General features: G+C 47.4%; 15 protein-coding genes. All 15 read left to right on the top strand.

Features of this window, described 5'->3' with window-relative positions:
- The first annotated feature begins 27 nt into the window (after positions 1-27).
- The gene (locus tag NSQ22_RS10475) at positions 28-804 is read left to right on the top strand and encodes an IclR family transcriptional regulator (RefSeq protein ID WP_011887572.1); all 777 of its coding nucleotides are present in this window, start codon (positions 28-30) and stop codon (positions 802-804) included.
- A gap of 74 nt (positions 805-878) precedes the next feature.
- Positions 879-1775, top strand: coding sequence for a fumarylacetoacetate hydrolase family protein (locus NSQ22_RS10470; RefSeq protein WP_087960089.1), 897 nt, complete (start codon positions 879-881; stop codon positions 1773-1775).
- A 35-nt stretch (positions 1776-1810) separates the two neighbouring features.
- Positions 1811-3277 carry an alpha-ketoglutaric semialdehyde dehydrogenase GucD gene (gene gucD, locus NSQ22_RS10465; protein ID WP_008879968.1) on the top strand — a complete coding sequence of 489 codons (1467 nt, stop codon included), beginning with the start codon at positions 1811-1813 and terminating at the stop codon, positions 3275-3277.
- Between the two features lie 130 nt (positions 3278-3407).
- The gene (gene larE, locus NSQ22_RS10460; RefSeq protein ID WP_339263408.1) at positions 3408-4232 is read left to right on the top strand and encodes an ATP-dependent sacrificial sulfur transferase LarE; all 825 of its coding nucleotides are present in this window, start codon (positions 3408-3410) and stop codon (positions 4230-4232) included.
- Positions 4229-5038 carry a nickel pincer cofactor biosynthesis protein LarB gene (larB, locus tag NSQ22_RS10455; protein ID WP_008879970.1) on the top strand — a complete coding sequence of 270 codons (810 nt, stop codon included), beginning with the start codon at positions 4229-4231 and terminating at the stop codon, positions 5036-5038. Before larE ends, larB begins: the two co-directional genes overlap by 4 nt.
- Complete coding sequence (larC, locus tag NSQ22_RS10450; RefSeq protein WP_008879971.1) at positions 5035-6270, top strand: nickel pincer cofactor biosynthesis protein LarC; 1236 nt, start codon at positions 5035-5037, stop codon at positions 6268-6270. Before larB ends, larC begins: the two co-directional genes overlap by 4 nt.
- 194 nt (positions 6271-6464) lie before the next feature.
- Positions 6465-7409, top strand: a complete 945-nt coding sequence (locus tag NSQ22_RS10445) for a dihydrodipicolinate synthase family protein (RefSeq protein ID WP_008879972.1) — start codon at positions 6465-6467, stop codon at positions 7407-7409.
- Between the two features lie 15 nt (positions 7410-7424).
- Positions 7425-8378, top strand: a complete 954-nt coding sequence (locus tag NSQ22_RS10440) for a U32 family peptidase (protein ID WP_011887568.1) — start codon at positions 7425-7427, stop codon at positions 8376-8378.
- Positions 8379-8399: 21 nt separating this feature from the next.
- Positions 8400-8720 carry a UxaA family hydrolase gene (locus NSQ22_RS10435; protein WP_008879974.1) on the top strand — a complete coding sequence of 107 codons (321 nt, stop codon included), beginning with the start codon at positions 8400-8402 and terminating at the stop codon, positions 8718-8720.
- Complete coding sequence (locus NSQ22_RS10430; protein WP_008879975.1) at positions 8692-9858, top strand: UxaA family hydrolase; 1167 nt, start codon at positions 8692-8694, stop codon at positions 9856-9858. Before NSQ22_RS10435 ends, NSQ22_RS10430 begins: the two co-directional genes overlap by 29 nt.
- Before the next feature lie 57 nt (positions 9859-9915).
- Positions 9916-10875 carry a sugar kinase gene (locus NSQ22_RS10425; protein ID WP_327054412.1) on the top strand — a complete coding sequence of 320 codons (960 nt, stop codon included), beginning with the start codon at positions 9916-9918 and terminating at the stop codon, positions 10873-10875.
- 12 nt (positions 10876-10887) lie between these two features.
- Positions 10888-11544 carry a bifunctional 4-hydroxy-2-oxoglutarate aldolase/2-dehydro-3-deoxy-phosphogluconate aldolase gene (locus NSQ22_RS10420; protein WP_011887565.1) on the top strand — a complete coding sequence of 219 codons (657 nt, stop codon included), beginning with the start codon at positions 10888-10890 and terminating at the stop codon, positions 11542-11544.
- 4 nt (positions 11545-11548) lie between these two features.
- Positions 11549-12697: a galactonate dehydratase gene (gene dgoD / locus NSQ22_RS10415; RefSeq protein WP_081157259.1), complete on the top strand. Its 1149-nt coding sequence runs from the start codon at positions 11549-11551 to the stop codon at positions 12695-12697.
- A 63-nt stretch (positions 12698-12760) separates the two neighbouring features.
- Positions 12761-13765 carry a C-terminal binding protein gene (locus NSQ22_RS10410; RefSeq protein WP_087960088.1) on the top strand — a complete coding sequence of 335 codons (1005 nt, stop codon included), beginning with the start codon at positions 12761-12763 and terminating at the stop codon, positions 13763-13765.
- Positions 13766-14279: 514 nt separating this feature from the next.
- Positions 14280-15995 carry a sigma-54-dependent Fis family transcriptional regulator gene (locus NSQ22_RS10405; RefSeq protein WP_008879980.1) on the top strand — a complete coding sequence of 572 codons (1716 nt, stop codon included), beginning with the start codon at positions 14280-14282 and terminating at the stop codon, positions 15993-15995.
- Positions 15996-16179: the final 184 nt, after the last annotated feature.

Raw genomic sequence — 16179 nt, 5'->3', positions numbered from 1 at the left:
AAACTTCTAGAAAAGAGGGTGAAAGCATTGCCATTAATCCAAGCAGTCGATCGAGCTCTTCGTATTTTAGATTTGTTCGACGAGTACGAGACTGAACTCAAAATTACCGATATTAGTGAACGTATGCAGCTTCATAAAAGCACGGTACATTCGTTGCTGAAAACGCTGCAGCACCACCATTATATTGAGCAAAATCCAGAGAACGGAAAATATCGGTTAGGCATGAAGCTGTTTGAGAGAGGAAACTTAGTGATTCGTCATCTCGATATTCGCTCTGTTTCCAAGAAATATTTAATTGACATTTCGATGAAAACAGGGAACACGGTGCATCTTGTTATTCTCGATGGAAAAGAAGGAATTTATATCGACAAGGTAGAGGGAACGTCCGGAACAGTTTTGTACTCAAGAATTGGAAGGAGAGTTCCTATTCACAGCAGTGCGGTAGGAAAGGTGCTGGTGGCCTTCAAAAGTGATAAGGAACTTAAAGAACTTTTAAATGGCTATGTTTATAAGCGCCATACCGCCAATACAATTACTAGTGAAGAGGAATTCCTTAAAGAACTCGAACGAGTTCGGAGCAGCGGCTATGCTTTGGATAGAGAGGAAAATGAACCGGGAATTACTTGTGTCGCTGTTCCGATTCGTGACCATTCGAGGAATGTTATTGCAGCAATCAGCATGTCCCAGCCTTCTGCCAAAGTAAATGATACTGTGCTAAACGAAGAAATTCAGCTGCTGCAAAGGGCAGCGGAACAGATCTCGACAGAAATGGGATATGTCCAACATGGCCATTTGTCTGTGTAATATGGCCGGTTCTTTCTAACAAAATGATAAAACAGAGTTTTTTAATATAAAACAAGTAATAAGGGGAGAGGTTTATGAGAGTGATTCGCTATGTCGAGGATTCACGTGTTGTATTAGCTGCAGTGACGGATGACAATGCTGTGCATCCGCTTCCGTTTACTGAGTTTATGGATGTGGTTCGTGAGGCAAAGCGTCACCAACTGTCTACGTTCCGCTACATCCAAACGCTCATCAGCGGAAAACGGGGGATTGAAAAAGAGGTGGCTGAGCTGAATTTGCTCGTTCCGATTGTCGCTCCTGAGGTATGGGCTTCGGGAGTCACCTACGAAAAAAGCCGTGAGGCAAGGAACTATGAAACGTCTGAAAAAACAACCGGACAGGAGACGTGCTACGACCGGGTATACAACGCGGAAAGGCCGGAGATCTTTTTTAAATCCACCGCAGCCCGAACGATTGGCCCGAACGCTCCCATTTATTTGCGAAGTGATTCGAACTGGCAAATTCCTGAGCCCGAGGTAGGGTTGGTAATCACAAGGGAAGGCGAAATTGTCGGGTATACGATCGGAAACGACATGAGCTGCCGGGATATCGAGGGGGAAAACCCGCTGTATTTGCCGCAGGCGAAAATATGGAAACATTCGTGCGCCATTGGACCTGCCATCCGCCTGGCGGAGACGGTAGAAGATCCATACAACCTGCAAATGACTTGCCGGATTTACCGCAACGACCAACTTGTTGTGGAAGAAAGCGCGAATACAAGACAGTTGAAAAGAAGATACGATGAGTTAGTCTCTTTCTTGATTCGCGATAATGAGGTGTTTGATGGCACTGTATTATTAACGGGCACATGCATCGTTCCGCCTAACCAGTTCACCCTCCAAGAAGGGGATCGGATTGAAATTGAGATCCCTGAGATCGGGGTGTTGTCCAATCCAGTTCAATCGTTGGCCCAACAAGCAGTGGCCAACTAAAAATAAACGATAAAAGGAGAAGGGGAGAAGAGAAGATGAAGGTACAAACAGAAATCAAAACGTATTTCAACTACATTAACGGCAATTGGGTCAGTTCAGTGAGCAACAACGTAGAACCGAGCATCAATCCGGCCAATCGACATGACATCGTCGGATATGTTCAACGCTCGACGTTAGAGGATGTCAACGAGGCGGTAACCGCAGCGAAGCAGGCGCAAACATCATGGTGGAAACGGTCCGGTGTCGAGAGAGGAGAGTATTTGTACAAAGCGGCTCACATTTTAGAACAACGTCTCCAGGACATTGCCGAAACAATGACAAGGGAAATGGGGAAAACGCTTGCGGAAGCGAAAGCGGAGACGATGAGAGGCGTGCATATATTGCGTTACTATGCGGGGGAAGGAGCACGAAAAATCGGTGATGTGATCCCATCAAGCGACAGCGAGGGGCTCCTGTTTACGACCCGTGTTCCGCTCGGAGTTGTTGGGGTCATTTCGCCGTGGAATTTCCCTGTGGCAATTCCGATCTGGAAAATGGCGCCGGCGCTTGTGTATGGGAATACCGTCGTGCTCAAACCGGCCAGCGAAACGGCGGTGACGGCGGCGAAAGTGATCGAATGCTTCCATGAGGCAGGTTTCCCAAAAGGGGTCGTTAATATGGTGTGCGGATCCGGCTCGGTCGTTGGCCAAGGGATTGCGAACCACCCGGATATTGATGGCGTCACCTTTACCGGCTCGAACACGGTTGGAAAGCAAGTGGGGAGAGCGGCGTTTGAACGTGGGGCCAAATATCAGCTCGAGATGGGCGGAAAGAACCCGGTCATTGTGGCCAAAGATGCTGATTTGGATCTGGCGGTCGAAGGAACGATCAGCGGCGGTTTGCGTTCGACGGGGCAAAAATGTACAGCGACGAGCCGCGTCTTTATTGAACGGGAAGTGTATGAACCGTTTAAAGCAAAACTTCTCGAACGGGTGAAGCAGCTGAAAATTGGAAACGGACTGGACGCTGAAACATGGATGGGGCCGTGCGCGAGCGAATCGCAGTTCCATACGGTTTTGTCCTATATTGAGAAAGGAAAGTCCGAAGGAGCCAAGCTTATTTACGGTGGAAACCGATGCCTCGAAGGAGAACTGGCCAACGGCTTTTTTGTCGAGCCAACGATTTTTGAAGATGTGGATCTTCAGATGACGATTGCCCGCGAAGAAATCTTCGGCCCTGTGCTGGCGTTGATTCAAGTCGACAGTATTGAAGAGGCCATTAAACTGGCGAATGATACAGAGTACGGGTTGAGTGCCTCGATTTACACAAAGAATATTGGGAATGCTTTGGAATTCATCAAAGACATTGAGGCAGGGTTGATCAAAGTGAACGCAGAAACGGCAGGAGTCGAGTTTCAAGCGCCGTTTGGCGGAATGAAGCAATCAAGCTCCCATTCACGGGAACAAGGGCAGGCAGCTATCGAGTTTTTCACATCGATCAAAACAGTATTTGTAAAAGCTTAATTGCGCAGAAAAAATACCTCGATGATGATTTTCATGCGCTTTGGACGATAACAATAGGTGTCCCATTTCCTTGGGGCACCTTCTTGTCAAAAAGTTTAGAGACGGCCACAACAGAAAGGGGGAGAGCAGGTTGGCAGAACATTTATGGCAAAAGCGGGAACAACTAGTTCATCTTCTCAAGGAGATGGGAAATGTATTGGTTGCTTTTTCCGGCGGGGTAGATAGCACATTTTTATTAGCAATGACAAAAGAGGCGCTTGGTGATCAAGTGCTGGCTGTGACTGCTGTTTCCGAAACATTTCCGGCTCGTGAAGTACAACATGCGACTAAACTGGCTGAACAAATAGGAGTCAAACATATAAAAATCCAAATTCATGAACTGGAGAACGAGGATTTTGTCAAAAACGACCTCCATCGCTGTTTCCATTGCAAGCACAACTTGTACACTCATTTAGGGGAATTGGCTCGCAAATATGGCCACATGTACACTGTTGTTGATGGTTCCAATATGGATGATTTAGGCGAATACCGCCCAGGACTTCAGGCAGCTAGACAACTCGGAGTGCGGAGTCCGCTTCAAGAAGTGCAGCTTTACAAAAAGGAGATTCGTATTCTATCGAAAGAAATGGAACTGGAAACGTGGGATAAACCGTCGTTTGCTTGTTTATCTTCCCGCATCCCTTATGGACAAAAAATTACAAAAGAGAAAATTGAGCAGCTTGATCAATCGGAAGAGTTCCTTTTAAATCTCGGCTTCCGCCAGATTCGTGTCCGCCACCATGGAGAAATAGCAAGAATCGAAGTGTTGCCGGAAGAAATGGAGATGGCGATCAAGTATCATCAGGCGATCTATCATAAACTGAAAGAGTTAGGTTTTTTATATGTAACTCTTGACCTCAGAGGATATAAGTCTGGAAGCATGAATGAGATGCTAGAAAAGGAAATGGTGAAATGAGCGAAATTATAAAAGAAACGTTGAACAAGTTAAAAGAAGGAAGCATTTCAGTAGAGGAAGCATATCGAACACTAGCCTCCTATGATCATATCGGATATGCCACTTTAGATATTCAGCGGGAGAGAAGAAAAGGATTTCCGGAGATTATTTTTGGAGAGGGGAAATCAAAGGAACATTTGCTTGGTATTTTTGAACGATTAATGAAATTCCATCAAAAGGTGTTTGCTACACGTGTTGATTCAGAAAAAGCATCTTACCTAATGGCTACTCTCAAAGCGCGCTATCCAGAGGAACATTTTCAATACAGAGATGATTGTCATATTTTCTATTGGATTTCCCAGGATTATGTAGAAACAAAAAAACACGGGTATATAGCAGTTGTCAGCGCAGGAACGTCAGATGTTCCTATCGCCGAGGAGGCGGCAGTAACGGCTGAATTATTAGGATGCAAAGTGAAGCGAATATATGATGTAGGCGTTGCGGGTATTCACCGATTACTCGACAACATCGAGATGATCGAGCGTTCGAGTGTCGTCATTGTCGTTGCTGGGATGGAAGGAGCGCTTGCCAGCGTAGTCGGCGGGCTTGTTTCCAAACCAGTCATCGCTGTTCCTACAAGCGTGGGATATGGAGCTAGTTTCCAAGGGCTCTCAGCGTTGCTTACCATGTTGAATTCGTGTGCGAGCGGTGTTTCCGTCGTCAATATTGATAACGGGTTTGGCGCAGGATATTACGCTGCTACGATCATGGCTGTTATTGAGCAGGCTGTCGCCGAGGCCAAAACGTTAGGGAGAGAAGAAAAATGAGGATTTTGTACTTGGACTGTTTTTCCGGAATTAGCGGTGATATGACGGTAGGTGCTCTGGTGGATGCGGGTGTGCCGCCGGAGAAAATTGAGGCGGAACTGAAAAAACTGCCATTGTCAGGCTATCAATTGCGATGGGATAGAGTAGTAAAAAAGGGGATTTATGCTACAAAATTCGAGGTGATGATGCAAGAGAGTGCTATGGATCATCATGACCATGAGAGCCATCACGCCCATAGGCATTATTCTGATATTATCGATATGATTTGCCGCTCGGAGTTAAGTTCGGAAGTCAAAAAAAGAAGCAAACAAATTTTTCATTGCATCGCTGTTGCCGAGGCAAAAATCCATGGCATGCCTGTTGAAAAAGTTCATTTCCACGAGGTGGGAGCTGTTGATTCTATTGTCGACATCGTCGCTACAGCGGTTGCCCTTACGGAACTTAATGTCGATTATATTGTTTCTGCCCCTGTTCCGCTAGGATGTGGGTCGATTTGCTGTGCACATGGTACATATCCTGTTCCAGCCCCGGCAACGTTAGAAATTCTTCAAGGCGTGCCCATCCGATCTAGCCACTTGTCGTTTGAGTTAACAACCCCGACCGGAGCTGGGATTATCAAAAGCCAAGTGAACTCATACGGGCCTCTTCCTTCGATGAAAGTATCAGCAATTGGATATGGCGCTGGGGCGCGCGACTTGCCCGATCAACCCAATGTGCTGCGAGTAGTAATCGGAGAGGGGACTCATGCACGAGCGGATAGTCTGTCATCATCCCATTTAGAAGAAGAGACCGTTTATATTCTTGAGTGCCAGCTCGACGATATGCCAGGAGAAGCGCTTGGATATGTGATGGATCGACTTTTTCAAAAGGGAGCACTCGATGTATATTATACTCCTGTTTTTATGAAGAAAAACCGTCCTGGCGTTCTGTTAACGGTTTTGGCTTCAGCACCTCATGTAGAACAGTGTGAGCAATTTGTGCTGAAAGAGACAACGACTCTTGGCATTCGAAAGGATATTTGGATGCGCAAGGTTTTAGAGAGAGAGGTCGTGTCTGTTGCTACATCGTATGGGAATATTCGCGTTAAACAGGCTATTCATCAAGGAAAGGTGATTAGGCAGATGCCAGAGTATGAGGATGTGAAAGAAGCAGCCCTCGCTCATCAAGCAGCGTTTCTAGATGTTTACGCAGAAGCTGCTCAACAGGCTAGAAAAAAGATAAAAGAAGAATGATGAATGGAGGTGGGAGTCGTTTCGACGTTAATTGCAGGTCTGTTCTTAGGAGTAAAGCATTTTTAGAAGAGTAGTGATTTAGCCAGTCATCTGGTGGCAAAAGACATTCATTGGAATGTTTTCTTTTGCTTCCGCTTTAGCCTTTCCTGTTATATTGGGGAAGATGCAGCCAAATGATGAGAGGGTGAGAGAGGATGGCTTGCAAGTGGAAAGGTATTATTCCCCCAGTTGTCACTTTATTCGATGAGAAGCGTGGGTTTGATTGGGAAGCCAACTATTTTCTTGCTGATTATTTGATTCAACAGGGAGTTCATGGGCTGCTCTATATGGGGAGCACAGGAGAGTTTTCCTCCTTAACATCCGAGGAGAGAAAAGTTTTCGCCGAAAGAATGGTACGATACGTAGATGGGCGTGTTCCGGTTTTGATTGGCACGGGTTCAACTTCATTAAAGGAGACGATATATTTATCACAACATGCTGAATCAATAGGGGCGAGCGGGGTGCTTGTTGTCAACCCATTTTACTGGAAATATACAGATCGTCAACTGTATGACTACTATACAAGTGTGGCGAAGAGCATTCGCATTCCGTTGTTGATTTATAATATCCCTTTGCTCACTGGACAGGATTTGTCTCCTGATCTTGTGTTAAGGTTGGCGGTCGAGCACGAGAATATTGTAGGAATCAAAGATACAACGGAGAAGCTGGGGCATATTCGGCAATTGATCCGTATTAAAGAACAAAGAGAAGATTTCGCCGTGTTTGCTGCTTTCGATGACCTTCTTCTTCCGTCCTTGCAAATGGGAGCTGCTGGTGCTATTAATGGCACAGCTGTTTTTCTGCCGGAGCTGTCGGTTCAGTTGTTTGAGAGTTTTCATGCCCAACAATATGAGGAGACGTTAAAGGCCAATGAATCAATCTTGAAGCTTATGGCAATTTACGAGCTTTCCCAACCGTTATATATCGCCATTAAAGAAGCGGTTCATCAGCTTATTCTTGGCCGACATACGGCGTTGCGGCCGCCTGTGAAGGAATGTGATGAGTTGGAAGATCGCATCCGAATATTTCTGAATAAAAATAACATTCAATCATATAGAGAGGCAAGGAATCGCCTTGTTTTTCCGAAAAACAGAAAATGAAAGGGTGTTAAAAACATGTTTATGAAAGAAACGAGGGAGTTTCTCGAATCGCTAGGCTATCCGTCGGGAGATTGCTATGATCTCCCCACTTCTTCCAAACGGTTCCCTGACGGGGCGCAATATCGGGTGGAAATTCCGAGTGTCGAAGGACCGCGGGCGTTGCAGGCTGTTCTTGAAGAGGCAGAACGTCTAGGGGTCACGATTCACCGGGTGTCGCAAGGGAGTGGAATCATGCTGTTGACGGATGAGGAGATTAGTGACATGTGTGAGATGTGTGCTAACCGTGGGATAGAGCTTAGCCTATTCGTCGGTCCGAGAGGCACGTGGGATATTAGTGCGCTGCCGTTCACTCCCTCTGGAAAAGCGGCTGGGCTTAGACATGAAGGAATGGATCAGTTAGTCTATGCTATTGAAGATTTGAAGAGGGCGGTGAAATTAGGGGTAAGAGGAGCATTGGTGGCGGATGAAGGGCTGCTGCTTCTGACAAAGGAAATGAAACAGCGAGGAATCTTGCCGCAAAATTTTGTCGTCAAAGTGTCCGTGCAAATGATGGCTTCCAACCCTGTATCGATCAAGCTGATGGAGCAGTTAGGGGCTGATACGTACAATGTTCCGACTGCTTTAACTTTGCCGAAGCTGGCGGCGATCCGTCAAGCGGTTGATCTGCCGCTCGATGTATATGTGGAAGCGCCTGATGGATTTGGCGGATTCATCAGACATTATGAAATTCCAGAGATCATTCGCATTTTAGCACCTGTTTATATTAAGTTCGGTTTACGCAATCACCCGGATGTCTACCCATCTGGAAAACACTTGGAATCCGTAAACATTGAGTTATGCCGGGAAAGAGTTCGGCGGGCGGCACTAGGCATGCGGATCATTGAACAATATAATCCCGAAGCCGTTACATCTAAATTAGGTGCTGAGGGATTGGGTGTTCCGGTTGTGATGGAAAATGCCGGGATTTGAACGAGGGGAAGGAGCGATACGATGTCTTCTTACCGGTTCGTTATATTAAACCAAAAGGATAATGTTGCTACTGCCTTGGACAATATTCCGGCGGGAAGCATAGTCAAAGTCACCCGTCAAGATCGAGAGTACGATATGACGATAAAACAAAACATCGAGTTTGGTCATAAGTTTGCGATTGTGTCGATCAAAAAAGGGGAAGACATTTTGAAATACGGAGAAGTGATCGGCGTCGCCTCTAGCGATATTGCGGAAGGGGAGCATGTGCACGTGCATAACGTTGAAGGAAAAAGGGGAAGGGGAGATAAGGAGCATGAAGACCGCTCAATTTTGGGGGTATAGACGCCCTGATGGCCGGGTCGGAGTTCGAAACCATGTGCTGATTTTGCCGACGATTGTCTGCGCGACCCAAGCAGCGAAACAGGTGACAGAGCTCGTCCACGGTACCGTCTCCTTCATTCATCAGCATGGGTGCGCTCAAGTTGGAGCCGATTATGAACAAACGTTCCGTACGTACGTTGGCATGGGAACGAACCCGAATGTGTACGGTGTAGTAGTGATGGGACTTGGCTGTGAAACTCACCAAGGAAGAAGCGTGGCTCAGGAAATTGCCAAAAGCGGCAAGCCCGTTGAGCTCGTGTCGATTCAAAACCATGGAGGAACCCTTGGCGCGATCGCTGAGGCGGCAAGAATTGCCGCTCAAATGGTGCAAGACGCTTCCGCTTTGGTGCGCGAACCGTTTGACGTCAGCGAATTGATCGTAGGAACTGAATGTGGGGGATCGGATGCATGTTCCGGGCTTTCCGCTAACCCAGCGGTCGGATATGTGAGCGATATGATCGTCGACCGAGGAGGAACAGCCATTTTAGCGGAAACGACAGAATTGATTGGGGCAGAGCACCTTCTAGCCAATCGGGCTGTAGATGACCGGGTGGCTAAAAAGGTGTACGAGGTGATCGAGGCCATGGAAAAGCGTGCGATTGCAATGGGAGTAGATATTCGTACTGGAAATCCGAGCCCCGGAAATCGAAAAGGAGGGCTTACAACTCTTGAAGAGAAATCGCTCGGGGCGGCGGCCAAGGCCGGGACGAGACCGTTGCAAGAGTTGATTCATTATGCCGAACGGCCAACGAAAAAGGGACTAGTCTGGATGGATACTCCTGGGCACGACATTGAACAGCTGACAGGGATGGTGGCTGGTGGAGCGCAAATTGTTCTGTTTACAAGTGGGCGCGGCACGCCGACCGGTTCGCCGATTGCGCCGGTTATTAAAATTGCGACGAATACCTCGATGTTTGAAAGAATGAGAGAAAATATGGATATCAATGCCGGTACGATCATTGAAGGGAAAGAGTCGCTTGAGTCAGTGGGAAGAAGAATTTTCGATGAACTGCTTCTTACAGCTTCAGGGAAATTGACTAAATCTGAGATCTTAAAACAGCATGATTTTGGCATTTGGAGAATCGGCCCAACATTTTAATCTCACCTAACCGTTTTTCATGTCGCTAGATAAAGCGAATACGCGGAGGGACTCATTATGAAAGAACTCGATGTGGTAACATTCGGAGAAACAATGGTCTTATTGACGTCCGAACCGATGACTCCGCTTGAGTATAGCAGCCATTTTTATAAGCAAATCGGGGGAGCGGAATCGAATGTTGCCATCGGATTGCAAAGGCTTGGCCATTCTGTCGGTTGGTTTAGCAAACTAGGAAATGATCCATTCGGAAGATATATTCATAAATTTGTGAGAGGCGAAGGAGTTGATACGTCTCGCTGTATTTATACCGATGAAGCCCCGACCGGAATTTTCTTCAAAGAAAAACGTTCGTCCACCGATATCAAAGTATATTATTACCGTAAACAATCAGCAGCTAGTTTGTTGTCTCCGGACGATTTGGATGAGGGGTATATTGGCCGCGCGAAGTTTCTTCATCTGACAGGAATTACCCCTGCTCTTAGCTTGTCTTGCCGGGAAGCCGTTTTTAAAGCTATAGAAATCGCAAAGAAATACAAAGTAAAAATCGTTTTTGATCCTAACATTCGCCTCAAGCTATGGACGCTCGAAGAGGCAAGGCCTGTACTGCTGGCAATAGCGGCGGAAGCAGATGTTGTTTTGCCAGGGCTTGACGAAGGCGAATGGTTGTCTGGCCGGAACACGCCCGAGGAGATCGCACGCTTTTTTGGCAACGAGAAGCTGGTCATTATCAAACTAGGGGAGCAAGGAGCGTATTATCGGTTTAAATGTGAAAGTGGATATGTCAAAGGGTTTGCCGTGCCGCAACTTGTAGATCCGGTAGGAGCAGGAGACGGTTTTGCAGCCGGAGTGATTAGCGGGCTTTTACGGAATGAGTCGATTCCTGATGTCGTGAAGCGCGGAAATGCAGTTGGGGCGATCGTTGTAGGGATAAACGGGGATGTGGAAGGACTGCCAAACGAGGGAGAGCTCGAAGAATTTTTACAAGGCGCCGTACATCATCGAGATGTGAAGCGATGAGGGGGAGGGATAATGGATAAAATTTTCCATTTAAACCGGTTAAAAACGGTCAAATTGGTGGCGGTGATCCGAAAACCGAAACGGTCGCAAATATTTCAGATTGCTGAGGCTCTTATCGCTGGAGGAGTCGAGGTACTCGAAGTGACGGTTGATACGCCAGGCAGTTTTGAGATGATTGCTGCGCTGAAGGAAACGTTCGGAGCAAAGGCGACCATCGGCGCAGGGACAGTCTTAGATGCCGAGACCGCAAAGAGAGCCATCGAAGCCGGTTCAGACTTTATTTTTTCACCTATTTTTGATCAAGAGACGATCTCTTTAACGAACCGATACGGAAAAATTTCCATTCCCGGTGTGATGACGCCGACCGAAATCGTTAAGGCTTATCAGATGGGAGCTGACCTTTTGAAAGTATTTCCGGCAGGCTCCTTAGGGCCCCAATATTTTAAAGAGTTAAGAGGACCGTTAGGGCATATTCCGTTGATGCCGACAGGTGGTGTAACGTTGGAGAATGCAGCGGAGTTTATCCGCAACGGCGCCGCAGCCATAGGAGTCGGCAGCGCTTTACTGGATAAACGGGTCATTGAGGAAGGGAGATTCAACCTTCTTACAGAAACGGCAAAGAGATTTGTCGAAACGGTTAGAAACGCAGCCGTAAGAGAGGGGGAATAGGAACGTGAAGATTACGAAGTTCGAGACTTTTCTTGTCCCACCTCGATGGTTGTTCCTAAAAATCAGTACGGATGAAGGAATTGCTGGATGGGGTGAACCGATTGTTGAAGGGAGAGCCAATACTGTACGAGCGGCAGTAGAGGAGCTAGGCGATTATTTAATCGGAAAGGATCCATTAGCGATTGAGGATCATTGGACCGTCCTTTACCGGGGGGGATTTTACCGTGGGGGCCCTGTTTTAATGAGCGCCATCTCTGGGATTGACCAAGCGCTTTGGGATATCAAAGGGAAATACTTCAATGCCCCGGTTCATCAACTGCTCGGCGGCCCGGTTCGCCATTCCATTCGGGTTTACAGCTGGATTGGCGGCGATCGCCCAAGCGACGTTGCCGAGGCAGCAAAAAAAGCGAAAGAAGCAGGATTTACAGCGGTGAAAATGAATGCGACCGAGGAGCTTCAATATATTGATTCTTATAAAAAGATTGACGAAACGGTTGAAAGGGTGGCTGCAGTGCGCCAAGTGGTGGGCAAAGAGTTCGGGATTGGCATCGATTTTCACGGACGCGTTCATAAACCAATGGCAAAAATTTTGGCAAAAGAGCTTGAACCGTATCATCCGCTGTTTATCGAAGAACCTGTATTGCCAGAACATAATGAAGCATTAAAGGAGATCGCCAAGCACACCACTATCCCCATTGCCACCGGAGAACGGATGTTTTCCCGTTGGGATTTTAAAACGATTTTATCCGAGGGCTATGTTGATATGATTCAGCCGGACCTTTCCCATGCTGGCGGAATTACTGAAGTGAGAAAAATTGCCGTGATGGCTGAGGCCTACGACGTCGCTTTGGCACCGCACTGCCCGTTGGGGCCGATTGCGTTAGCAGCCTCTTTGCAGGTCGATGCCGTATCTTATAACGCGTTTATTCAAGAACAAAGCCTTGGCATTCACTACAACCAAGGAAATGATCTCCTTGATTATTTAGTGGATCCTTCCGTCTTTGAATATCAAAATGGATATGTCAAAATCCCGCAAGGACCTGGATTAGGAATCGAGATTCATGAAGAGTATGTAAGGGAAATGAGCGAGATTGGACACACCTGGAAAAATCCAGTTTGGCGCCATGTTGACGGTTCAGTTGCTGAGTGGTAGGGATACAGTGCCTACAGCAGCCCTCTAACTTCTACCGTTTTGTAGGGAATAGGGGAGGACAAAATGAAAAAGTACAAAGTAGTAGTGACAGACTATGAATTTCAAACATTGAAACCCGAGCAGGAAGTGCTTTCGCCGCTTAATGTCGATTTCGTAGTCGCTCAGTGTTACACAGAGGAAGAAGTCATCGCCGTTTGCAAGGATGCCGATGCTATTATCAACCAATATGCTCCGATATCTGCAAAGGTGATTGACCAATTAGAGAAATGTAAAGTGATTTCTCGGTACGGAGTCGGTGTCAACACTGTCGATGTGGACGCCGCCACTGAGAAGGGCATTATTGTAGCCAATGTAACGGACTATTCAGTGGATGAAGTATCAGATCATGCATTAGCATTGCTGCTTTCGTTAGCCCGAAAAATTGTTAAGTTAAATGACGAAGTGAAAAGCGGAGTATGGAATTTCAATGTCGGCAAACCAATTTACCGGTTAAGGGGAAGAACGCTCGGTCTTGTAGGGTTTGGAAGAATTCCTCAAGCGTTAGCGAAAAAGGCTCAATCTCTCGGCTTATATGTCATCGCCTATGATCCATATATTCCTGCGAAAGTGGCTAGGCAGTTCAATGTTCATTTAGTGGAACTCAACGATTTATTCCGGCAATCGGACTACATTTCTGTGCATGCCCCCTTAACCAAAGAGACAAAAGGTATGATCAGTGATGAACAGTTTCATCTAGCAAAAAAGGAACTAATCATTGTCAATACAGCCCGCGGTCCCGTTATTGATGAGTCATCTCTAATTCGCGCCTTGCAAGATGGGAAGATTTCCGGTGCGGGACTTGATGTCACCGAATACGAGCCGATTCACCCTGATAATCCTCTTCTTCAGATGGAGAATGTAGTGATTACACCGCATATTGCTTGGTATTCTGAGGAATCCGAAATGGAATTAAAACGAAAAACAGCTCAGAATGTTGCCGATGTACTATCAGGATGTTACCCAAGATATTTAGTCAATCCTCGTGTGAAAGAAAAGGTGCGCTTGAAAGTGAAAGAATCATACGTATAGGAAGATTTATTTCTCAATATATTCAATACGCAAATATCACCAGCACCTTCATCGGCGCCAGCTGTCCGTAACAAGTGGAAGAAAACGTCAAGGCGGTCGATGTGGTGCTTAGCGAAGAAGTGCTTGAGAAAATAGAGGGGGATTTTGGCGTAATCGGAAATGGAGACAGTTGGTGATGCCTGTCTCCTTTTTTCATGGACGAAACGTCCGCTTGTTGTCAGCCTTCAGGAGGGCATTGTTGGTTATGATGTCTTGAGGGCTTAGTCATTTCATGGAGACGCGGTGTCAAATAGAGGGGCTCTTGCAAACATTGGATTCCATTTCTTCGTGAATGGCAGGGGATAATGGTTTTTTTAGGTGGATGAAAAAATCGCTCGTCTAGCGATTCTTGAGGAAATCTTACGGATTTGTATGGCACCTCGCCGTCCACCACCATCCATCTTCCCAAGAAAAAAGGATTTTGGTCTCCAATGGCGAACGATATCGGAAGAGACAATGGTCAGGGGGGATGACGATGGCGATCAGTCATGGAACCTCGCTAGTCCTCGGCTGCCATCAAACTGTGCAAGAGGCCATCCAGCTCTTTTCAGAACACGGGATGGCGGCTGTTGATGTGGTTGATGAACATGGACGGAGCGTTGGACGATGTACGTGGCGGATGTTACTGCGGGCGATAGCGAAGGAAATGGACCGTATGGCGTTGATAGGAGATGTATTGGCCGCGTTTTCTATGGATGGTAAGACGGAGCCGAAAGAAGACAGCATGGAAACGTCCGACGGAGAAGGTGATTCGGGTGCGGCAGCCGAGCTTGAACGGCTGCGGCGCGAGTTGGAAGAGACGCACCGTCTAGCTGAAACGATGAAAACGGTGTTAGATGCGGCGTATGAAGGGGTCGTTGTCGTCGATGGAAACGGTATGGTGCGGGAAATTAATAGGGCGTACTGCCAGTTTCTCGGCATTCGCCGGGAAGACGCCATTGGGAAACATGTAACGGAAGTGATCGAAAATACTCGTTTGCACATTTGTGTACAATCCGGCATTCCGGAACGCGGATATATTCAAAAAATTTACGGTCAACCGATGGTCGTGCACCGCATCCCGATTTGGCGTGACGGCAAAGTAATCGGGGCAGTCGGGATGTTGATTTTTCAAGGGGTATCGGAAGTGTACGCCATTTTTCAACGTCTGCAAGAGCTGTCGCGCGAGGCAAGCAGGAAGGAGAAAAACGAGGCGGAAGCGTCAAAACAAGAGGCGGTTGCATCTGCTGCAGTAGGAGTTGAGCGCATCATTGGCCGTCATCCGACGATCGCTGCGGTAAAGCAGATGATTCGTCGGGCGGCGCGCGTGCCATCGACCGTATTGATTACCGGCGAAAGCGGAACGGGGAAAGAAGTGGTCGCGCGGGCGATCCATGAGGCGGGTGCGCATGCGGACGGGCCGTTTGTCAGTGTGAATTGCGCGGCCATCCCGGAAGCCCTTTTGGAAGCGGAGCTGTTCGGCTATGAGGACGGGGCGTTCACCGGTGCAAAAAAAGGGGGGAAGCCCGGCAAGTTTCAGCTCGCCCACGGAGGGACGCTGTTTCTAGACGAAATCGGTGATATGCCGCTTGCTATGCAGGCGAAAATTTTACGCGTGCTTGAGGAAAAGAAAGTGGAGAAAGTCGGCGGATTATCTGAGACAGAGGTGGATGTGCGCATCATTGCCGCAACGAACAAGCCGCTCGAGGAGATGGTGCGGGACGGAACGTTTCGAGAAGATTTGTTTTATCGCTTAAATATTATCCGCATCCATCTCCCGCCGTTGCGTGAGCGGAAAACGGATATTCCGGCGCTGCTTGCTCATCACATGGAACGGCTTTGCCGGCAGTTTGGCGTTGTATCGAAATCGTTTGCCAAAGAGGCGATGGAGGTGCTGATCAACTATTCATGGCCGGGCAACATTCGTGAGCTAGTCAATGTCGTCGAGTGGTTGATTAGTATGGTGGAAGGGGAGAACATTGAGCGCGAACATTTGCCTGCCTATTTGTCAACTATTCAACCATCGGTCACACCAATGCCGGATGGCGGTGCGAATATCGCTGACCGATGGAAAGAAATAGTCTATCAATCCGAACGTGAACGAATCGCCGCTGCTCTTGTTGCGGCGAATGGCAATAAGGCGGAAGCGGCAAGGAGGCTTGGCATTCATCGGTCTACCTTATATGAGAAGCTGAAAAAATACGGGTTTTGAACGCCCTTCACCTACACAAGAGCCTAGAAGGCGGGGGAAAAATCATCATCTCCCCCTTCGCACAGCCGCCTTCAAGCATAACGAAGATCAAGATGGATAGGATTTTTCAGTCGCCTTTTCTATGAAATTCCCCACTTTCTAAGTAGGAAGGTTTCTCGGTTCGGGATGATCAACAACGGCAGTG

The organism is Geobacillus sp. FSL K6-3411 (assembly GCF_037965715.1).
Taxonomy (GTDB): domain Bacteria; phylum Bacillota; class Bacilli; order Bacillales; family Anoxybacillaceae; genus Geobacillus; species Geobacillus thermodenitrificans.
This window is presented reverse-complemented; position numbering and strand designations above follow the sequence as displayed.